Here is a 21,019-nt window from a genome sequence, read left to right as displayed (position 1 = left end):
ACGCTAAATGGAACCGATTCCAAAGAAAAGTCGCCTTTGCTCAAATTATGATCGCAGTCACGAAGAGAATTTAACGGGCTGTGGAACCGCGGACGATCAGTTCACCGGAAAAAACCTGTTCGCGGATGGGTTCGTGGTTGCCCTCAATGCGGCGCACCACCTGCTCTACCGCGGCGAAACCGATCTGCCAGGTGGGCTGTTTGAGGGTGGTGATCCCGACGCCTGCCAGCTCCGCCCACTCCAGCTCGTCGAACCCCAGCAGGCCAATATCGCTACCCCAGTGCAGCCCCAGCCGTTTCAGCGAGCGGGCGACCTGCAGCGTTAACGCGCCGTTGGCGGAAATGACCGCTTTACGCATTCCGCGATGGCGGGTATGGAACTGGCGCAAGGCATTGTCGATAACAGCGCTGTCCGCCAGCGGCACCTCGGCATTCTCAGCCATAATGCCGGGATAACGGGCGAGAGTGGCACGAAAGGCGCTCAGACGCTCGCGCCGCGTATTCACAGTGCCCAGCGGCTCGCTGAGAAACAGCAGCGCTTCGAAGCCCTGATCGACCAGATGCTCGGTGGCGGTGGTGGCGGCCTGGGTGTTGTCGAGACCGACGACGTCACAGGCGAATTCAGGAATTTTGCGGTCGATAAGCACCATTGGCAGCGCTGACTGTTGCAGACGGTTTAAGCCTTCTTCCCGCATGCCGACGGCGTTCACGACAATCCCTTCTACCTGATAACTGCGCAGCAGATCGAGATAATGCAGTTCCTGATTAACTTCGTTGTTGGTATTACAGACCAGGGGGGTGAAGCCTTTTTCGCGGCAGGCGGCTTCGATGCCGCTCAGTACGTGGACGGAATAGGGGTTGGTGATGTCAGCGATGATAAGGCCAATTAAACGGGTGCGGCCATGCTTCAGGCCACGCGCCATCAGGCTCGGCCGATAGTCGAGATCAGCGATGGCTTTTTCGATACGCGCCAGCATGGCCTCGGAAAGCAGATGTTTTTCACCATTGAGATAGCGTGAAATACTGGTTTTGCCTGCTTTCGCTGCTTTTGCAACGTCACTGATGGTGGCTCGCGCCTTATTCGCCATGACTGCTCCCTCGCCTGAATGTGCCAACACCTTAGCGCGAAAACGGAGGATGCTTAATCTTTTTTATTCTCTATGTCACTATCGTCAGCGGTTGATTATGACGGGTGAATATGTACAAAATCACAGGTAAACCACATCCCGGCATCCGTGTTCAGGAGCACGCTTTGGCAAACGCATCCACTACAAAAACCATCTTAACCGCTGCCCACTGGGGACCGATGCTGGTCGAAACCGATGGCGACACCGTGCTATCGTCACGCGGGGCGATCACTACCGGTTTCAGCAATTCACTGCAAACTGTCGTGCGCGAGCAGGTGCACAGCAAAACACGTGTCCGTTATCCGATGGTGCGAAAAGGTTTTCTCGCCTCGCCGGAGCATCCGCAGGGCGTCCGCGGACAGGATGAATTTGTTCGGGTGAGCTGGGATGAGGCGCTGGATCTCATCAACGCGCAGCACCGGCGTATTCGTGAAAGCTATGGCCCGTCGTCCATTTTTGCCGGATCTTACGGCTGGCGCTCAAACGGCGTGCTGCACAAGGCGGCGACGTTGCTACAGCGCTATATGAGTCTCGCGGGCGGCTATACCGGGCATCTGGGCGATTATTCCACCGGCGCGGCGCAGGCGATCATGCCGCATGTGGTGGGTGGCAACGAGGTCTATCAGCAGCAGACCAGCTGGCCGCTGGTGCTGGAGCACAGTGACGTGGTGGTGCTGTGGAGCGCCAACCCAATGAATACGCTTAAAATAGCGTGGAACGCCTCGGATGAGCAGGGTATTCCGTGGTTTGACAAGCTGCGCAACAGCGGCAAACGGCTGATCTGCATCGATCCGATGCGATCGGAAACCGTGGATTTCTTCGGCGACGCGGGCGAGTGGATTGCGCCGCATATGGGCACTGATGTGGCGCTGATGCTCGGCATTGCGTACACGCTGCAGGAAAACGGCTGGCATGACCGTGATTTTTTACAACGCTGCACCACCGGTTATGAGGTTTTTGCTGGTTACCTGACGGGCGAAACCGACGGCCAGCCGAAAACGGCTGAATGGGCAGCCGCGATTTGTGGCGTCAGTGCGGCGAAAATCCGCGAACTGGCGCAGTTATTTCATGAAAACACCACCATGCTGATGTCCGGTTGGGGGATGCAGCGCCAGCAGTTTGGCGAGCAAAAACACTGGATGCTGGTGACCCTCGCCGCCATGCTCGGGCAAATTGGTACCCCGGGCGGCGGGTTTGGCCTTTCTTACCACTTCGCCAATGGCGGCAACCCGACGCGCCGCGCCGCTGTGCTCGGGTCGATGCAGGGCAACGTCGCGGGCGGTACCGATGCGGTAGATAAAATCCCGGTCGCGCGCATTGTGGAAGCCCTGGAAAACCCTGGCGGCGCTTATCAGCACAACGGGTTGGACCGCCACTTCCCCGACATCCGGTTCGTGTGGTGGGCGGGCGGCGCAAATTTCACTCATCATCAGGACACCAACCGGCTAATCCGTGCGTGGCAAAAACCGGAACTGGTGGTGATCTCCGAATGCTTCTGGACCGCCGCCGCGCGCCACGCAGATATTGTTCTGCCCGCGACCACCTCCTTTGAGCGTAACGATCTGACCATGACCGGTGACTACAGCAACCAGCATCTGGTGCCAATGAAGCAGGTGGTCGCGCCGCGCGACGAGGCACGGGATGATTTCGAGGTGTTCGCCGATCTCAGCGAGCGCTGGGAAACGGGTGGCAGAGCGCGCTTTACAGAGGGTAAAACCGAGCTGCAATGGCTGGAAACGTTTTACGACATCGCCCGTCAGCGCGGTGCCAGTCAACAGGTGACGCTGCCGCCGTTCAGCGAGTTCTGGCAGGCTAACCAGCTGATCGAGATGCCGGAAATCGAGCAAAATGCACAGTTTGTCCGCTTTGCCGCGTTTCGTGCCGATCCCGACGCGAACCCGCTGAAAACGCCCGGCGGTAAGATTGAGATCTATTCCGAGCGTATTGCCGGGTTTGGTTACGCCGATTGTCCGGGACACCCGATGTGGCTGGAGCCTGATGAGTGGCACGGCAACGCAGAAGAAGGGCAACTGGAACTGTTGTCGGCACACCCGGCGCACCGGTTGCACAGCCAACTGAACTATACGGCGCTGCGTGAGCAGTATGCCGTCGCCGGGCGCGAACCGCTGACCATTCATCCGCAGGACGCGCAGGCGCGAGGCATTGCGGATGGCGATCTGGTGCGGGTCTGGAACGCGCGCGGACAGGTGCTGGCGGGCGCAGTTGTCACAGAGGGGATTCGCCCCGGGGTGATATGCCTGCATGAAGGCGCCTGGCCGGATCTGGATCCGGCCGCGGGTGGGATTTGCAAAAACGGTGCGGTCAATGTTCTGACCAAAGACCTGCCCAGTTCGCGGCTGGGCAACGGTTGTGCCGGTAATACCGCACTGGCGTGGCTGGAAAAGTATAACGGACCGGCGCTTACGCTAACGGCGTTTGATCCGCCTGCCAGCGCATAATCCAGGTCGGATGTCCGGTCTCTTCCTGCCATGCGCTGTCTTCGATGCGAAAACCCAGCGCATGGTAGAAGTTTACCGCCCGGCTGTTCTTCTGATACACCTCCAGGCTGAGCTCAGGAAAGTGCTGCTTGACATGATTAAGCAGCGCGCTGCCGATGCCGCGCCGTTCAGCATCGGGCGCGACAAACAGTGCCCCGACGAACTGCGATTCCATAACGCTCACAAATCCTTTTACCACGCCATTTTCTTCCCATACCCAGGTTACGGCGGCGGGCAGATAGACATCGCGCACCAGCGCTTCACTTTCATGCCAGTAGCTTTCATCAATAAAGGGGTGGGCGTGGATGGTGCTTTCCATCCACAGCGTCAGTAAGGGCGCGGTATCATCACTGTGCCATTCGCGAATCATCCCGACCTCCCCTGGTGACAGAAACAGTCAACGATGTGGTCGTTAACCAGCCCGCAAGCCTGCATAAACGAATAACAAATAGTGGTGCCGACGAACTTAAAGCCGCGTTTTTTGAGTGCTTTCGACAGAGCGTCAGACGCGGGGGTGGACACGGGGATGTCGGCCAGCGTCGCCGCGGTGGTCACGACCGGCGTGTGGTTGACGAACGACCAGACAAAATCCACAAAAGGTTCGCCGTTCTGCTCCATGGCAAGGAAGGCGCGTGCATTGCCGATGATGGCCTGGATCTTACCGCGATGGCGGATGATACCCGCATCCAGTACCAGCCGTTCCACATCTTCTTCGGTCATGGCGGCAACTTTTTGCGGATCGAACTGATGGAAGGCCTGGCGGTAGTTTTCTCTTTTTTTCAGTACCGTGATCCACGAAAGCCCGGCCTGCTGACCTTCAAGGCAGATCATCTCGAACAGCTTCTGCGCGTTTTTTTCAGCAACGCCCCATTCCTGATCGTGATAGGCGATGTAGAGCGGATCCTGACTGACCCAACCGCAACGTTGCATAGCATCTCTCCCTATTTGAATGTCTGTCATAACGAAATTGTCTCGCTTCGGCTTGACGTGTCTGTTAAAGAGACAATAGTTAATAAGGGTTATTAAAGCCTCTTCAAATAACAATACCGCCGGGTTCGGCTCTTTTCTGGAGTCGTTTCATGATTATAAAGAAACTCTGTGGCCGCTGGAGCGTACTGGTTCCGGTGTGTACTTCCGTCTGGCTCGGTCTGGCGACGGATGTTTTTGCCTGGCAACAGGAATATATCGCTATCGGCCCGCAAAGTAATACGTCGGAACGCTATACATGGGATAGCGATCACCAACCGCGCTACGAGGATATTCTCGCTGAGCGGATCAATGCTGCGCAGAATGCAGTGGGATTCACGACGAATGCCTCGAAAGGCGTGTCCCAGGAGGGGATGCACACCCTGAGTGTGGGCTGGCGGGTTAATTCCGGCCTCCTGTGGGGGGTTCGCCCGTGGGCGCAGTTTAACTTTAACCAACAGGACGGCAATGATCCGTGGCAGTCGCAGTCCGACCTGTACCGGTTGCCGGGGACCGAGTCAAACAGTAACTGGGTGGATGTCACCGTCGGCGCGGATATGTCACTGAATTCGCACCTGGCCGCTTATGCGTCGTTATCACAAACAGACAATACCTTTTATGGCGAAAATACCCTGTATCTGTTAGGCGTCAGCGCTGCATTTTAGCCTTAATTTATCAACTCTTTTACATTTCAATTACAGCAATAACGCTTTCTCTGTTGAAAGTAGGTACTAACTTACTTTTTCAACATGCACCCGGTGAATGTCGTGATGTCATTCATTCCGCGCGTTGTGCATTTCATTCCGTTCTCACGGCATTTCATGCCCTTTTCCCCCTGGCGTGAAACGCGTTTCGTTATGGTAGCGCCAGTGAATAGATAAAGGCGCATCTGCTATGAAACCTGTTACGCAACACACCCGCTGGCTGACGCTGTTTGGTACCATCGTGACGCAATTCGCGCTCGGATCGGTGTACACCTGGAGCCTCTTTAACAGCTCGCTTTCTGACAAACTCAACGAACCGGTAAGCCAGGTGGCGTTCTCTTTTGGTTTGTTAAGCCTCGGGCTGGCTATTTCTTCCTCTGTTGCCGGTAAGCTGCAGGAACGTTTTGGCGTGAAACGCGTAACAATGGCGTCCGGCGTTATGCTGGGGCTGGGCTTTTTCCTGACAGCGCACGCCAGTAGCCTGATGATGCTCTGGCTGAGCGCTGGTATCCTGGTCGGTCTGGCGGATGGCGCGGGTTACCTGCTGACGCTCTCCAACTGCGTAAAATGGTTTCCGGAGCGCAAGGGGCTGATTTCTGCTTTCTCGATTGGCTCTTACGGTCTCGGTAGCCTTGGCTTTAAATTTATCGATAGTCATCTGCTTGCCAGCGTTGGTCTGGAAAAAACCTTCATTATCTGGGGTGCGATTGTGCTGGTGATGATTGTTTTCGGTGCGATGCTGATGAGTGATGCGCCGGATCAGACAGTGAAAACCACCGACGGCGTGGCGGCGAATGACTTTACTCTTGCTGAATCCATGCGCAAACCGCAGTACTGGATGCTGGCGGTGATGTTCCTCACAGCCTGCATGAGTGGCCTGTACGTGATTGGCGTGGCCAAAGATATTGCCCAGGGCATGGTGCATCTCGATGTCCTCACCGCCGCCAATGCCGTGACGGTGATCTCCATCGCCAACCTCAGTGGTCGCCTGGTGCTCGGCATCCTGTCGGACAAAATCGCCCGCATTCGTGTGATTACGATAGGTCAGGTGATTTCGCTCATCGGTATGGCCGCACTGCTGTTCGCACCGCTCAATGCCATGACCTTCTTTGCCGCGATTGCCTGTGTCGCCTTTAATTTTGGCGGCACCATCACTGTGTTTCCGTCGCTGGTCAGCGAATTCTTTGGCCTCAATAATCTGGCGAAAAACTACGGGGTGATTTATTTAGGTTTCGGTATCGGTAGCATCTGCGGGTCGCTGATTGCTTCCCTGTTTGGCGGCTTTTATGTGACGTTTTGCGTCATCTTCGCGCTGCTGATTCTTTCACTAGCCTTATCGACGACGATTCGCCAGCCGAAAACAGAAATATATCAGCACGCTCACGCCTGATCGCTTCAGAAAGAAAAAGCCGGGAAACCGGCTTTTTTTGTTTTTAAGTTGTCCGAAAACTGAGCAGAAAAGTTGTTTTTTGTGCTGAACAAGACTTGAACTTTTGTAAAGCTTTGCCTGAATCACACTTCCCGCTGTAATTATTTCTTAATGTCGTGGTCTACTTACCGCGCTTGTAGACGTTTCTTATAACGATTTGTAAAGCGATTACTTAATCTGCTGACTGTACACGACAGGTATGTCAGTTTTTTTACCCCTTATTCCAGGGTTGCTTGCATGAATTATATTAAGTCCCTCACCCAGCAGAGGCTGTGTCTGATGCTGGCGGTGTACATTGGTCTGTTTCTGAATGGCGCGGTTTTGTTCAGACGGCTGGAAGATTATCTGGAGCACTTTACTGCAAGAAATGGAATTTTTGCTGTCATCGAATTGTTTGGTTCGGTGCTTGCCACTTTTTGTGTGCTGCGTCTGCTGTCACTGTTCGGACGTCGCCCCTGGCAAATACTGGCGACGCTTATCGTCATTGTCTCTGCCGCTGCCAGTTATTACATGACCTTTATGAATGTGGTGATTGGCTACGGCATTATTGCCTCGGTCATGACCACAGACATCGATTTGTCGAAAGAAGTCGTGGGTCAGGGTTTCATTCTCTGGACAGTCGCGACCAGTCTGCCACCGCTGTTCTTTATCTGGAGTAACCGCTGTCGCTATACGTTGCTGCGCCAGCTGCGCACCCGCGGGCAGCGTGTGCGTCATGTGGCAGTGGTCCTCATGGCCGGTCTGCTGGTCTGGGCGCCCATCAGAGTGATGGAGCAGCAGCAAAAGAAAATCGAGAAGGCGACGGGCGTTGACATGCCGAGCTACGGCGGCGTCGTTGCGAACTCCTATTTGCCGTCGAACTGGCTCTCGGCGCTGGGGCTGTATGCCTGGGCGCAGGTCGATGAATCCTCCGACTATAAATCCCTGATCAACCCGGCGAAAAAATTTACCTATAACGCCCCTGGCAACGCGCTGGATGACACTTACGTGGTGTTTATCATCGGTGAAACCACGCGCTGGGATCATATGGGCATTCTGGGTTATGAGCGGGAAACCACGCCGAAACTGGCACAGGAGAAAAACCTGGTGGCGTTTCGCGGTTACTCCTGCGATACGGCAACGAAACTCTCGCTGCGCTGCATGTTTGTGCGCGAGGGTGGTGCGGATGATAACCCGCAGCGTACGCTGAAAGAGCAGAACGTCTTTGCGGTACTGAAGCAATTGGGCTTTAGTTCAGATCTGTTCGCGATGCAGAGCGAAATGTGGTTCTACAGCAACACCATGGCTGACAATATCGCCTATCGCGAGCAGATAGGTGCCGAACCGCGTAACCGCGGCAAAAACGTTGACGACATGCTGCTGCTCAATGAGATGTCGGTATCGCTGAAAGAGCACGAAAAGGGTAAGCATCTTCTTATTCTGCATACCAAAGGCTCTCATTACAGTTATTACCAGCGCTACACCCGCGACTTTGCGAAATGGCAGCCGGAATGCGTGGGGATCAACAAGTACTGCAGCAAACAGGAACTGATTAACGCTTACGACAACTCAGTGCTTTATGTGGATACGTTTATCAGCCAGGTGCTGGACCAGTTGCGCGACAAGAAAGCGATTGTTTTCTATGCCGCGGATCACGGCGAGTCAATCAACGAACAGGAGCACCTGCATGGCACGCCGCGTAAACTGGCGCCGCCAGAGCAGTTCCGTGTGCCGATGATGGTATGGATGTCGGATAAGTATCTGGAAAACCCGGCCAACGCTGACGCCTTTGCGCATCTGAAGCAGCAGGCAGAAATGAAGGTGCCGCGTCGTCACGTTGAGTTGTATGACACCATCATGGGCTGCCTGGGCTATACCTCACCGAATGGCGGGATCAATGAGAATAATAACTGGTGCCATAACCCAAACACGGCGAAAGGCGTAATAAAATCGCAGTGATGGCGACTTTCTCGGCGATCGGATGGCTTTTTCTCAATAAGGGATTGACGGGTTAGCATCACGGCAGTAATATGCGCCCCGCATTCGGTGATTGGCGCAGCCTGGTAGCGCACTTCGTTCGGGACGAAGGGGTCGGAGGTTCGAATCCTCTATCACCGACCAAATTCAAAAAGCCTGCTCAACGAGCAGGCTTTTTTGCATCTAAGCCCACGAGGATGAGAACCTCCGGGGGATGAGGTTCGACTCGAGTGCGTAGGTCGGGTAAGCGTAGCGCCATCCGACAAACGCAGGCGGAAACCCGCCAAAATCCTGCTGATCCCCACTTCTCACCATCAGTTAACTATTTTGTGACATATTCCATTGTATTTTTTTATATTTGCATAGTTCTTTTTTCGCGTTACTTATGGATAAGCGCAGCATTTTCCGCTGAGCGTTTTACGCTTACTGGTATTAATCGCTCAGATATTCACCATTCTGCACGAATTTTTTGCCATTTTGCATAAATGTTAATCACTATTTGTTGCGAAATATGAAGAGATTTGTGCTGCTTTGTAGTGCGTAGCATAAATTTCCCTGCTGAAAATAACACGCCGAACTTTTTTTAATCTTTGTGTACCGTTTCTCACCCTCGTTGTAAATCCTGGTTACCTGTATTGACGTTTGCACATTCTGTTGACAGATTGTAGGGCATGAGGGGCACTTTAAGGACAATCTGCACTGCAACTCAGTCGACCTTGTGAAAGGATTCCCCATCTCTCATAACGCTTTCGGGCACTGCCGACCAGACCGGGCAAAAAACAAATAAAGGCTGGCGGACAAAACACAACAGACAACATCACATTCGGAGCACAACAATGAGTATTTCCTTGAAAAAGTCAGGGATGCTGAAGCTTGGACTGAGCCTGGTGGCAATGACAGTCGCAGCAAGCGTGCAGGCAAAAACCCTGGTCTATTGTTCAGAAGGCTCGCCGGAAGGCTTTAACCCACAGCTTTTCACCTCTGGTACGACTTACGATGCCAGTTCGGTGCCAATTTATAATCGCCTGGTTGAATTCAAAATCGGGACGACAGAAGTGATCCCTGGCCTTGCTGAGAAGTGGGATGTCAGCGAAGACGGTAAAACCTATACGTTCCATCTGCGCAAAGGCGTGAAGTGGCAAGATAATAAAGACTTTAAACCGACCCGCGATTTCAATGCTGATGACGTCGTATTCTCTTTTGATCGTCAGAAGAATGATAAAAACCCGTACCACAAAGTTTCTGGTGGCAGCTACGAATACTTTGAAGGCATGGGTCTGCCGGATCTGATCAGCGAAGTGAAGAAAGTGGACGATAACACCGTTCAGTTCGTGCTGACCCGTCCGGAAGCGCCGTTCCTCGCCGACCTGGCGATGGACTTCGCATCCATCATGTCTAAAGAATATGCTGACAACATGCTGAAAGCCGGTACGCCGGAAAAAATCGACCTGAACCCAATCGGTACCGGTCCGTTCCAGCTGCTGCAGTATCAGAAAGACTCCCGCATTCTGTACAAAGCGTTTGCAGATTACTGGGGTACCAAACCGCAGATCGACCGTCTGGTGTTCTCTATCACCCCGGATGCGTCCGTGCGTTACGCCAAACTGCAGAAAAACGAGTGCCAGGTCATGCCGTACCCGAACCCGGCTGATATCGCTCGCATGAAGCAGGACAAAAACCTGAATCTGATGGAGATGCCAGGCCTGAACGTGGGCTATCTCTCCTATAACACCGAGAAAAAGCCGTTTGACGACGTGAAAGTGCGTCAGGCGCTGACCTACGCGGTGAACAAAGAAGCGATCATCAAAGCGGTTTATCAGGGTGCTGGCCAGGCCGCGAAAAACCTGATTCCGCCGACCATGTGGAGCTACAATGACGACGTTAAGGATTACACCTACGATCCTGAAAAAGCCAAAGCACTGCTGAAAGAAGCAGGGATGGAAAAAGGCTTTAGCGTCGATCTGTGGGCGATGCCGGTACAGCGTCCGTACAACCCGAACGCGCGCCGTATGGCGGAGATGATTCAGGCTGACTGGGCGAAAGTTGGCGTGACCGCCAAGATCGTGACCTACGAGTGGGGCGAGTATCTGAAACGCGCGAAAGCCGGTGAACACCAGACTGTCATGATGGGCTGGACCGGTGATAACGGGGATCCGGATAACTTCTTCGCCACCCTGTTCAGCTGCGCGGCGGCCAAAGATGGCTCCAACTACTCTCGCTGGTGCTACAAGCCGTTTGAAGATCTGATTCAGCCGGCACGTGCAACTGACGATCACAACAAGCGTATTGAACTGTACAAACAGGCTCAGGTTGTGATGCATGACCAGGCTCCGGCGCTGATCATCGCTCACTCCACCGTGTATGAGCCGGTGCGTAAAGAAGTCAAAGGCTATGTGGTTGATCCGTTAGGTAAACACCACTTCGAAAACGTCTCAGTTGAATAATAAGTCTGTTGCCTGATATCCCCTCTCCCTTGCGGGGGAGAGGGTGAAGGCCGTAATTCCCCGTCCTCACCGGTGGGGAATTTACATTTGTGAGCAATACAGACGTACCGTCACCAGGCGGGGCGTCATTATAGAGAATCCGGGTTATGTTGCAGTTTATCCTCCGACGTCTGGGATTAGTTATCCCGACGTTTATCGGTATTACCCTTCTCACTTTTGCCTTCGTCCATATGATCCCCGGCGACCCGGTAATGATTATGGCGGGTGAGCGTGGTATCTCCCCTGAGCGTCATGCTCAGCTGCTGGCTCAGCTCGGCCTCGATAAGCCGATGTGGCAGCAATATCTTCACTATATCTGGGGGGTTCTGCACGGCGATTTAGGGATCTCACTGAAGAGCCGTCTGCCGGTGTGGGACGAGTTCGTGCCGCGTTTTAAAGCGACGCTGGAACTCGGTGTCTGCGCCATGATTTTTGCGGTTGCTGTGGGTATCCCGGTTGGGGTACTGGCGGCCGTTAAGCGTGGTTCAATTTTCGATCATACCGCGGTTGGCCTCGCGCTGACCGGCTACTCCATGCCTATCTTCTGGTGGGGCATGATGCTGATTATGCTGGTGTCCGTACAATGGAACCTGACGCCGGTCTCCGGGCGTATCAGTGACTCCGTCTTCCTTGACGATACTCTGCCGCTAACTGGCTTTATGCTGATTGATACCGCCATCTGGGGCGAGTCGGGCGACTTCGTTGACGCCTTAGGGCACATGATCCTGCCCGCCATCGTGCTCGGCACCATCCCGCTGGCGGTGATTGTGCGTATGACCCGTTCGGCAATGCTGGAAGTGCTGGGTGAAGATTACATCCGTACCGCACGCGCTAAGGGGCTGACCCGCATGCGCGTGATCATCGTCCATGCTCTGCGTAACGCGATGCTGCCGGTGGTGACCGTTATCGGTCTGCAGGTGGGCACGTTGCTGGCAGGGGCGATCCTGACCGAAACCATTTTCTCCTGGCCGGGCCTGGGGCGCTGGTTGATTGACGCGTTGCAGCGTCGTGATTATCCGGTCGTTCAGGGCGGCGTTCTGCTGGTCGCGACGATGATTATTCTCGTCAACCTGCTGGTCGATCTGCTGTATGGCGTGGTGAACCCGCGTATTCGACATAAGAAGTAAGGGGCCATCATGTCACAAATTACTGAAAATAAAGTCGTAGCAGCACCCGTGCCAATGACCCCAATGCAGGAGTTCTGGCACTACTTTAAACGCAATAAAGGCGCCGTCGTGGGGCTGGTGTACGTCGCCATCATGATCTTCATCGCCGTGTTCGCGAATTTCATCGCACCGTATAACCCGGCGGATCAGTTCCGCGATACGCTGCTGGCACCGCCGGCATGGATGGAAGGCGGGAGCATCTCCCATCTGCTTGGTACTGATGACGTGGGCCGTGACATCATGACGCGACTGATGTACGGCGCGCGCCTGTCGTTGCTGGTGGGCTGTCTGGTCGTGGTGCTGTCGCTGGTGATGGGGATTATCCTCGGCCTGGTGGCAGGCTACTTCGGCGGCATAGTGGATACCATCATCATGCGTATCGTCGATATCATGCTGGCGCTGCCAAGTCTGTTGCTGGCGCTGGTGCTGGTAGCGATATTCGGCCCGTCCATCGTTAACGCTTCGCTGGCGCTGACTTTCGTCGCCCTGCCGCACTATGTGCGTCTGACGCGCGCGGCTGTGCTGGTGGAGGTGAATCGCGATTACGTCACCGCCTCGCGCGTGGCGGGTGCCGGGGCGATGCGTCAGATGTTCGTCAACATTTTCCCGAACTGCCTTGCGCCGCTGATTGTCCAGGCGTCGCTCGGTTTCTCTAACGCCATTCTCGATATGGCTGCTCTTGGCTTCCTTGGCATGGGTGCGCAGCCGCCAACACCGGAGTGGGGCACCATGCTCTCCGACGTGTTGCAGTTCGCGCAAAGCGCCTGGTGGGTCGTCACCTTCCCGGGTGTCGCTATCCTGCTGACGGTGCTGGCATTTAACCTGATGGGCGACGGGCTGCGTGATGCGCTCGATCCCAAACTGAAGCAGTAAGAGGCACGAGATGGCGTTATTGAATGTAGATAAATTATCGGTGCACTTCGGCGACGAAGGCAGCGAGTTTCGCGCCGTAGATCGTGTGAGCTACAGCGTGGATCAGGGTGAAGTGGTCGGCATAGTCGGGGAATCCGGCTCTGGTAAATCCGTCAGCTCGCTGGCAATCATGGGGCTGATTGACTATCCCGGCCGTGTGATGGCGGAAAGCCTGGCGTTTAACGGTCAGGATTTGAAGCGCATTTCTGAAAAAGAACGCCGCCAGCTGGTGGGCGCGGAAGTGGCGATGATTTTCCAGGATCCGATGACCAGCCTGAACCCCTGCTACACCGTCGGCTACCAGATTATGGAAGCTATTCAGGTGCATCAGGGCGGGAACAAGAAAACGCGCCGTCAGCGGGCGATTGACCTGCTGACACAGGTCGGTATTCCCGATCCGGCGTCGCGTCTTGATGTCTACCCGCACCAGCTCTCCGGCGGGATGAGCCAGCGCGTGATGATCGCGATGGCGATCGCCTGTCGTCCGAAGCTGCTGATTGCTGACGAACCGACCACCGCGCTTGACGTGACCATCCAGGCGCAGATCATCGAACTGCTGCTTGAGCTGCAACAGAAAGAGAACATGGCGCTGATTCTGATCACTCACGATCTGGCGCTGGTGGCGGAAGCAGCACATAAAATCATTGTGATGTACGCGGGCCAGGTTGTCGAAACCGGTGAAGCGCGGGATATCTTCCGTGCGCCGCGCCATCCGTATACTCAGGCGCTGCTACGCGCGTTGCCGGAATTCGCGCAGGACAAAGCGCGTCTGGCTTCGCTGCCGGGTGTGGTGCCGGGCAAGTACGATCGCCCGACAGGCTGTCTGCTTAATCCGCGCTGCCCGTATGCCACCGAAAAATGCCGTGCTGAAGAACCGGCGCTGAACGTTGTTGACGGTAGCCGTCAGTCAAAATGTCACTATCCGCTCGATGATGCCGGGAGGCCCACATTATGAGTTCGCAAGAGGCCACCCTGCAGCAGCCGTTGCTGCAGGCTATCGACCTGAAAAAACATTATCCGGTGAAGAAGGGGCTCTTCTCGCCGGAGCGTCTGGTGAAAGCACTGGATGGCGTATCGTTCAGCCTCGAACGCGGTAAAACGCTGGCGGTAGTGGGTGAGTCCGGGTGCGGGAAATCCACGCTGGGGCGCCTGCTGACGATGATCGAAACGCCGACGGGCGGACAACTCTATTATCAGGGGCAGGATCTGCTCAAGCATGATCCGCATGCGCAGAAGCTGCGCCGACAGAAGATCCAGATAGTCTTCCAGAATCCGTACGGATCGTTGAACCCGCGTAAGAAAGTCGGGCAGATCCTTGAAGAGCCGCTGAAAATTAACTCGTCGCTCAGCAAAGAGGAGCGTCGTGAGAAAGCGCTGGCGATGATGGCGAAAGTGGGGCTCAAAACTGAGCACTACGACCGCTATCCGCACATGTTTTCCGGCGGCCAGCGCCAGCGTATCGCGATTGCCCGCGGTCTGATGCTTGATCCGGACGTGGTGATTGCCGATGAACCCGTATCAGCGCTCGATGTCTCCGTCCGGGCGCAGGTATTAAACCTGATGATGGATCTGCAGCAGGATCTGGGGCTTTCCTACGTCTTTATTTCGCACGATCTGTCAGTGGTTGAGCATATTGCCGATGAAGTGATGGTGATGTATCTCGGTCGCTGTGTGGAGAAAGGTACGAAGGATCAGATCTTCAGCAACCCGCGCCATCCTTACACACAGGCTCTGCTGTCGGCCACCCCGCGCCTGAACCCGGACGACCGCCGCGAGCGTATCAAGCTCACCGGCGAGCTGCCGAGTCCGTTGAATCCACCGCCGGGCTGCGCCTTCAACGCCCGTTGCACCCGCCGCTTTGGCCCGTGCACGCAGTTACAGCCGCAGTTGAAGGACTATAACAGCCAACTGGTGGCCTGCTTTGCGGTTGACCAGGACGAAAACGGCGAAAAGCCGCTGGCGTAATTTAAATATGGCCCGCTGTGGCGATGCCAAAAATCCGTAACCTTTCGGGGTTGCGGATTTTTTTTGCCCCAGTAAAGCTCTGATAAATTTCATAAAATGGAATAAGCAGGAAATACAATAACATATGCAAAAACCTATGGCTGAATTATTAATTGTTTAGCAAATAGTGCTATTTAAAAAATACTTTATCGCCTGGCATAATTAGAGATATTTCCTATAAAAATGATCAAATATCTTAATTCTATAAGTCATTTATAAGGTAAAACGAGGAAAAACAAGAATGCTGTTTAAGTAATTCTAAGAATTTACGCAGGCAAATAATTTCATTACGTTATTATTAATATTTAAGATAGTATCATGCTGTATTGACACGGATCTGCGCCAGTGTAAAACTGAAGCCATAAAGTTATATAGGGATAATGAACCAGAAACATAGTTACCATCGCTTTCTATTCTATTAATGACGTACTTCAGTGATAACGACTGAAGGAGATAATTCTTTTTAACGATCCATGCAGGAAGCCTTTTTATATTTAATAAATGACAATTAATAAACTTGATTGTTAATAAATATAGTAAGAAAAAATAAACGAATGACAGGTGCAATACCGTCAATATATATAAAGATTTTATCATAGTGAATCTAACATACCAGATATGACATCTCGTCATGGAAGCAGGTAGGGCCTGGGCTAAAAGGTAAGCTGAATGCCACGTAGATGCCAGTCTGAATCAGGGGAAAACAGATGGACGAGCGTTACGTAATTGCAGACGAAAATGATATGACCTATGAATTTGTCGACTGGTTTTTCGATGAAAAGAAAGCCTCATGCGGCGCTCTGTGGTTCATGATGATGGCCGCAATGTGGGAAGGCTGGAAAGGGCGCGGAGAATCTATAAATACGTCGACCGAGTACGTTGTAGAACCGTGCATATCAACGAAATTAACCGTTTGTATTCGATAAAATTCTTCTGCTGGCGGCTTATGTCACCGTCAGGCGATCTCACCCTTTTAAGAATAAATCTCTTCAGTAATTAGTACTGCGGGGCTTCGTATTTTCAATTTCTGAAAAGGGAATCGTAATAAGTATGGATTTGTTTTTTCAAAAACACTTAAAAACAAAGCAGTTAATCAAATAATGGAAGTTTGATATGAACAGAATTTATCGTGTTATCTGGAACAGAGTGTTAAACGTTTTTCAGGTTTGTTCAGAACTGGTGAGAGGACAAGGAAAATCATCCTCTGATAATCAAACCCGGGATGCTAATCCCATCCTGTCACAGGAAAACATAATCCGCTTGCCGTTTTTCCATAGCGGTATCCTTTCTCTGATGATATTTGCAGTACTGTCTGGACAGGCATCTGCTGTCAGTACAATTGATGGCGGCAAAACCGTAAATGTTATTTCTACTGCGTATGGTGATTATTTCCTCACTATCGGTATCACGGGAGAGGGGACGCTGAATATTCTTTCCGGCGGTGAGGTCACCGGCCCGGAGACAGAGATCGTTTCCATCGGGCGTGATAAAACCGCTAAAGGGACCGTGAACGTTGATGGTACGGGTTCCGTACTGAACACCGGTGGATTGAACGTCGGTCAGGTTGGTTCGGGTACGCTAAATGTGACTAACGCCGGTTCAGTGAATACTGCGGCGCTGGGTGTCGTGGCCGGGACCACGGGGGGAACCGGTCTCGTCAGGGTGAATACGGGCGGTCAATGGAATCTGGTAAACTCTGCCGGTGCCTTGCAGGATCTGAACGTGGGTTATGGTGGATCAGGAATTATTAATATCGAATCGGCAGGTTCGGTAACTGCGGGAATGACCACTATTGGCAGTTTTGAGTCAGGGATCGGCACTGTCACGGTTGATGGCGCCGGTTCTGCAATGAACACCGGTGCACTGAGAGTCGGTGATTATGGTGAAGGCACGCTATCTATTACTGATTCCGGGCGGGTCGTTAGTTCAGGTGCAAGTCTGCTGGCGCGTTCTCCTGGTGGTTCAGGCACCGTTAATGTAAATACCGGTGGTGAATGGAATATTGTAAACACTGCTGGTACCGGGCAGGCGCTCAATGTGGGCTACGAAGATGAAGGCGTCCTCAATATTCAGAGCGCGGGCAAGGTCAAGGCTGGTGCCACCACGCTGGGAGGTAACGACGGTGCGACGGGCACGGTCAATCTGGATGGCGCTGGTTCCGTCATGGACGTCACTTCATTGCGGGTTGGTGGGGATACGAGCAGTGAAGGGACGATCACCCTGAGCAATGCAGGTACGCTGAACATCGCCCCGACCGGAAGTTTATCCATAGGCGCGGCGACTGGCAGTACAGGTACCGTCAACATTGGCGCAGCACAAGGGCAGACGGCGGCGGCGGCGGGTTATATCACCGGTAGCAAGGGCGTGATACTGGGGGGAACGTCAGGAACACTGGTCTTCAACCACACCGCCTCAGACCCGTCTATCGCAGGTGGCTACCAGTTCACACACGTGATTTCCGGGAAAGGAACGCTAATACAGGATGCCGGGCATACCGTTTTGAGCGGTAATAACAGCTTCACTGGCACCACATTGATTAACGGCGGTACGCTGACTACAAACACGCAGTCCAGCACGAACCGGTCTGGTCTGGGGTCCAGTGCTGTGGCCATCGATTCCGCAGGTACGCTGGAAGTGAGAGGTACCACCAGCACCAGCACCGGCAACTTCAATTTCATCAACGCGCTTAGCGGGATGGGTCTCATCGACGTCGATCTTGCGGCGACAGACGACATCTTTGCTTTCACTTCGTCAGTGGGTTCTGCTTTCGCCGGTACAGTGGATCTGAAGAAAAGCACGTTTGCCCTTTCCGGGGCGAATACGTTAGCGCTGAAACAAGCCACGCTGGTATCCAGCGCGGGAAATACTACCACTGTAGGCAATGGTGCACAGACCATCGGCGGTCTCACTTTTGCGGGTGGTAACATGGTATTTAACGCAACAGCTCCGGACCAAAAAAAGGCGACCAGTCATGTGACCGCCACAACGCTGGATGCGTCCGGTGCGGGTACGGTACAGATTAACGTTCCTGCATTGTATGTACCAGGGGAGGATAGCGACACCACTACCTCTCTGATGACTCAGGATGATGCGAATACGGGTGTGCAGTTAATCGGTGCCACGCAGGTCACCGGCAGTGGCGCTAACCTGGTGTTGCAGGATCAAAACGGCAATACCCTCACTGATGCAACCCTGGTGGATATCGCCCAGGACGGTAACACGGTGGCAAAAGGCACTTACGATTACCGTCTGACCACTACCGGGGCGTCCGGCAACCAGGATGGTCTGTACGTCAACTATGGCCTGGCGGCACTGGAGTTGTTGCAGGATCAGACATTAACGCTCGCGGTTGCTCCGGGCGCGACTGGCTCTGCAGCGGATCAGTCTGCTCGTATTACTGGCAGCGGTAATCTCGCCACTCGTGCGGCTGAGGGCGAAGTAGTGTCCCTGTCAAACAGCAATAACGACTATAGTGGCGCTACGCGAGTGCTGACCGGCACCCTGCGTACCGATGCGGATGGCGCGCTGGGTAACACCAGTGAGCTGAACATCATCAGCAACGCCATCACTGACCTTAACGGCACGGTGCAGACTGTCGGTATGCTGACAGGCCAGGCAGATTCCATTCTCAACGTTAACGGCGGTACGCTGATTCTGCAGAACGGCGGTCTCAGTGACGGTAGTCTGACTGGTGCCGGTAATCTGACTATCGATGGCGGTGTGCTGACGATTAGCGGTGCCAACAGTGATTTGAGCGTCGCCACTACCATCAGTAGCGGCGCACAAGTGAGCATTAATGATGTGCAGGGCGCAGGTACCGGCGATATCACCGATGACGGAACCCTGACGCTGGACGGTGTGACCGGGATGCTTGTCAATAACATCAGCGGTACCGGCAACGTCGATGCAACGAACACTACAGATATCACGCTTACCGGTGATAACAGCGACTTCAGCGGTCTGTTTACCATCGACAGCGGCAGCAACCTGACCGTCAGCGAACAGAAAAACCTCGGTACGGCGACGGTCAGCGGTGCTGGTGACCTGACGAAAACTGGCAGCGGTGTCCTGACACTGGCGCAAAATTCAGCCGCCTGGACGGGTACCACTGAAATCCTGGGCGGAGAAATTGCCCTTGGTGATAAAACCACCTCGCCAGTGGATATGGCAAGCCAGTTAGTGAATATTCACGATGGTGCAATCCTGTCGGGCTATGGCAGCACAGCCGGTGATATCAACGTGATGCAGGGCGGCACGATGCAGGTGTACAACTTTTCGGTAGGTAATCACCTGACCAACAGCGGCCAGGTACTGCTGAACCGTCCGGGAATGCAGCCAGGTAACGCGCTTACTGTCAATGGCAACTACACCGGTGACGATGGTTTGATGGCGTTCAACACCGTGCTGGGTGATGATGATTCTCTGACAGACAAACTGACGGTTCAGGGCGATACCGCAGGCAGCACCCGGGTTACGGTAAACAATGTCGGCGGCACCGGCGCACAGACGGTGAACGGCATTGAGCTGGTCCAGGTGGACGGCAACTCTGCCGGTAACTTCGCCCTGACCACCGGCACCGTGGAAGCAGGCGCCTATGTCTATACCCTAGCGAAAGGTACTGGTGATGCAGCGAAAAACTGGTATCTGACCAGTAAATGGACCGGCAGCGTGACACCGCCAGACGATCCGGTACCGCCAGTCGAACCGGTCAAACCACCCGTGGTTGACCCGACCGCCCCTGACGCCCTGCGTCCGGAAGCGGGCAGCTATATCAGCAATATCGCGGCAGCCAACACGCTGTTTAACCACCGCCTGCATGATCGCCTCGGTGAACCGCAGTACACCGACGTCCTGCGTAACGGTGACAGTCACGCCACCAGCATGTGGATGCGTCACGTCGGCGGCCATGAGCGTTCCTCTGCCGGTGACGGCCAGCTGAAAACCCGGAGCAACCGCTATGTGCTGCAACTGGGCGGCGACATCGCACAGTGGAGTTCCGACGGCCTCGACCGCTGGCATCTGGGCGTGATGGGGGGCTATGCGAATGAGCACAGTAACACCCGCAGTGACCGTGCCGGTTACGGTTCAGACGGCCGTGTCAGTGGTTACAGTGCCGGTCTGTACGGTACCTGGTACCAGAACGACGCGGGCAAAACCGGGGCGTATGTCGACAGCTGGATGCTGTACAACTGGTTCGACAGCAGCGTGACCGCAGAAAACCGTGACAGCGATGAGTACAAATCGAAAGGGCTGACCGCCTCGCTGGAAGCCGGTTACACCCTGAAAGCCGGGGAGTTCACCGGCAGCCAGGGCACGCTGAACACCTGGTATGTGCAGCCACAGGCGCAGGTCACCTGGATGGGCGTGAAGGATAAAACGCACACCCGGAACGACGGCACCCGCATCGAAACGGAAGGCGACGGCAACATCCAGACCCGTCTCGGCGTGAGAACGTACCTGAACAGTCACCACAAAATGGATGACGGTAAACAGCGTGAGTTCCAGCCGTTCGTGGAAGTGAACTGGATCCACAACACCGAAAGCTTTGGCGTGAAGATGGACGGTCAGCGCGTGAGCCGTGACGGCGCGCGCAACCTGGGTGAAATCCGCACCGGCGTGGAAGGCAAACTGAACGACCGCCTGAGCGTGTGGGGCAACGTGGGTGTGCAGATGGGTGACAAAGGCTACAGCGACACCCAGGGCATGCTGGGGGTGAAATACAGCTGGTAACAGAAAGACCTGAAGGAAACAGAGCCGGACATTCCGGCTCTGTTT

General features: G+C 54.3%; 12 protein-coding genes, 1 tRNA gene and 3 pseudogenes. 13 read left to right on the top strand and 3 right to left on the bottom strand.

Annotated elements, in window-relative coordinates; translation table 11 throughout:
• Window positions 1-70: 70 nt before the first annotated feature.
• Complete coding sequence (locus GTGU_RS16005) at window positions 71-1,087, bottom strand: LacI family DNA-binding transcriptional regulator (RefSeq protein WP_038159127.1); 1,017 nt, start codon at window positions 1,085-1,087, stop codon at window positions 71-73.
• 218 nt (window positions 1,088-1,305) lie between these two features.
• Between GTGU_RS16005 and GTGU_RS16000 the strand changes: the two genes are divergently transcribed.
• Window positions 1,306-3,585 carry a molybdopterin guanine dinucleotide-containing S/N-oxide reductase gene (locus GTGU_RS16000; protein WP_051857377.1) on the top strand — a complete coding sequence of 760 codons (2,280 nt, stop codon included), beginning with the start codon at window positions 1,306-1,308 and terminating at the stop codon, window positions 3,583-3,585.
• Here the strand turns inward: GTGU_RS16000 and GTGU_RS15995 are convergent.
• Window positions 3,548-3,994, bottom strand: coding sequence for an N-acetyltransferase (locus tag GTGU_RS15995; protein ID WP_038159119.1), 447 nt, complete (start codon window positions 3,992-3,994; stop codon window positions 3,548-3,550). The genes GTGU_RS16000 and GTGU_RS15995 overlap by 38 nt on opposite strands.
• Window positions 3,972-4,554, bottom strand: a pseudogene (tag, locus tag GTGU_RS15990) (DNA-3-methyladenine glycosylase I). The gene GTGU_RS15995 and the pseudogene tag overlap by 23 nt, the downstream one beginning before the upstream one ends.
• Before the next feature lie 149 nt (window positions 4,555-4,703).
• On the opposite strand from tag, the gene GTGU_RS15985 reads away from it, so the two are divergent.
• The 12 genes and pseudogenes from GTGU_RS15985 to GTGU_RS15935 all read left to right on the top strand — a co-directional run.
• Window positions 4,704-5,255 carry a hypothetical protein gene (locus GTGU_RS15985; protein WP_038159117.1) on the top strand — a complete coding sequence of 184 codons (552 nt, stop codon included), beginning with the start codon at window positions 4,704-4,706 and terminating at the stop codon, window positions 5,253-5,255.
• Between the two features lie 229 nt (window positions 5,256-5,484).
• Complete coding sequence (locus tag GTGU_RS15980) at window positions 5,485-6,684, top strand: L-lactate MFS transporter (RefSeq protein ID WP_038159115.1); 1,200 nt, start codon at window positions 5,485-5,487, stop codon at window positions 6,682-6,684.
• A gap of 276 nt (window positions 6,685-6,960) precedes the next feature.
• Window positions 6,961-8,661, top strand: coding sequence for a kdo(2)-lipid A phosphoethanolamine 7''-transferase (gene eptB / locus GTGU_RS15975; protein ID WP_038159113.1), 1,701 nt, complete (start codon window positions 6,961-6,963; stop codon window positions 8,659-8,661).
• An 85-nt stretch (window positions 8,662-8,746) separates the two neighbouring features.
• A tRNA-Pro gene (locus tag GTGU_RS15970) sits at window positions 8,747-8,823 on the top strand.
• Window positions 8,824-9,515: 692 nt separating this feature from the next.
• The gene (gene dppA, locus GTGU_RS15965; protein WP_038159111.1) at window positions 9,516-11,123 is read left to right on the top strand and encodes a dipeptide ABC transporter periplasmic-binding protein DppA; all 1,608 of its coding nucleotides are present in this window, start codon (window positions 9,516-9,518) and stop codon (window positions 11,121-11,123) included.
• A 146-nt stretch (window positions 11,124-11,269) separates the two neighbouring features.
• On the top strand, window positions 11,270-12,289 hold the full coding sequence (gene dppB / locus GTGU_RS15960; protein WP_038159110.1) for a dipeptide ABC transporter permease DppB: 1,020 nt from the start codon (window positions 11,270-11,272) through the stop codon (window positions 12,287-12,289).
• A gap of 9 nt (window positions 12,290-12,298) precedes the next feature.
• A complete protein-coding gene (gene dppC, locus GTGU_RS15955) occupies window positions 12,299-13,201 on the top strand; it encodes a dipeptide ABC transporter permease DppC (protein ID WP_038159109.1) in 903 nt (300 codons plus the stop codon).
• 10 nt (window positions 13,202-13,211) lie between these two features.
• Window positions 13,212-14,195, top strand: a complete 984-nt coding sequence (gene dppD / locus GTGU_RS15950; protein ID WP_038159108.1) for a dipeptide ABC transporter ATP-binding protein — start codon at window positions 13,212-13,214, stop codon at window positions 14,193-14,195.
• Window positions 14,192-15,205, top strand: a complete 1,014-nt coding sequence (dppF, locus tag GTGU_RS15945) for a dipeptide ABC transporter ATP-binding subunit DppF (protein WP_038159107.1) — start codon at window positions 14,192-14,194, stop codon at window positions 15,203-15,205. The genes dppD and dppF overlap by 4 nt, the downstream gene beginning before the upstream one ends.
• Before the next feature lie 746 nt (window positions 15,206-15,951).
• Window positions 15,952-16,170 (top strand): hypothetical protein, encoded by a 219-nt coding sequence (locus tag GTGU_RS15940; RefSeq protein WP_038159106.1) that lies wholly within the window; start codon window positions 15,952-15,954, stop codon window positions 16,168-16,170.
• A gap of 187 nt (window positions 16,171-16,357) precedes the next feature.
• Window positions 16,358-16,462, top strand: a pseudogene (locus GTGU_RS27070) (ESPR domain-containing protein); the annotation flags it as partial.
• A gap of 267 nt (window positions 16,463-16,729) precedes the next feature.
• Window positions 16,730-20,974, top strand: a pseudogene (locus GTGU_RS15935) (autotransporter outer membrane beta-barrel domain-containing protein); the annotation flags it as partial.
• Between the last annotated feature and the right edge of the window lie 45 nt (window positions 20,975-21,019).

The sequence above is a fragment of the Trabulsiella guamensis ATCC 49490 genome, from assembly GCF_000734965.1.
GTDB classification, from domain to species: Bacteria; Pseudomonadota; Gammaproteobacteria; order Enterobacterales; family Enterobacteriaceae; genus Trabulsiella; species Trabulsiella guamensis.
This window is presented reverse-complemented; position numbering and strand designations above follow the sequence as displayed.

What these genes read in the sequence shown, in the direction of transcription:
- GTGU_RS15940 (WP_038159106.1), top strand. Translation starts at nt 15,952, where the DNA reads ATGGACGAGCGTTACGTAATTGCAGACGAAAATGATATGACCTATGAA.
- dppD (WP_038159108.1), top strand. Translation starts at nt 13,212, where the DNA reads ATGGCGTTATTGAATGTAGATAAATTATCGGTGCACTTCGGCGACGAA.
- GTGU_RS16005 (WP_038159127.1), bottom strand. Translation starts at nt 1,087, where the DNA reads ATGGCGAATAAGGCGCGAGCCACCATCAGTGACGTTGCAAAAGCAGCG.
- dppC (WP_038159109.1), top strand. Translation starts at nt 12,299, where the DNA reads ATGTCACAAATTACTGAAAATAAAGTCGTAGCAGCACCCGTGCCAATG.
- eptB (WP_038159113.1), top strand. Translation starts at nt 6,961, where the DNA reads ATGAATTATATTAAGTCCCTCACCCAGCAGAGGCTGTGTCTGATGCTG.
- dppF (WP_038159107.1), top strand. Translation starts at nt 14,192, where the DNA reads ATGAGTTCGCAAGAGGCCACCCTGCAGCAGCCGTTGCTGCAGGCTATC.
- dppB (WP_038159110.1), top strand. Translation starts at nt 11,270, where the DNA reads ATGTTGCAGTTTATCCTCCGACGTCTGGGATTAGTTATCCCGACGTTT.
- GTGU_RS15980 (WP_038159115.1), top strand. Translation starts at nt 5,485, where the DNA reads ATGAAACCTGTTACGCAACACACCCGCTGGCTGACGCTGTTTGGTACC.
- GTGU_RS16000 (WP_051857377.1), top strand. Translation starts at nt 1,306, where the DNA reads ATGCTGGTCGAAACCGATGGCGACACCGTGCTATCGTCACGCGGGGCG.
- GTGU_RS15995 (WP_038159119.1), bottom strand. Translation starts at nt 3,994, where the DNA reads ATGATTCGCGAATGGCACAGTGATGATACCGCGCCCTTACTGACGCTG.
- GTGU_RS15985 (WP_038159117.1), top strand. Translation starts at nt 4,704, where the DNA reads ATGATTATAAAGAAACTCTGTGGCCGCTGGAGCGTACTGGTTCCGGTG.
- dppA (WP_038159111.1), top strand. Translation starts at nt 9,516, where the DNA reads ATGAGTATTTCCTTGAAAAAGTCAGGGATGCTGAAGCTTGGACTGAGC.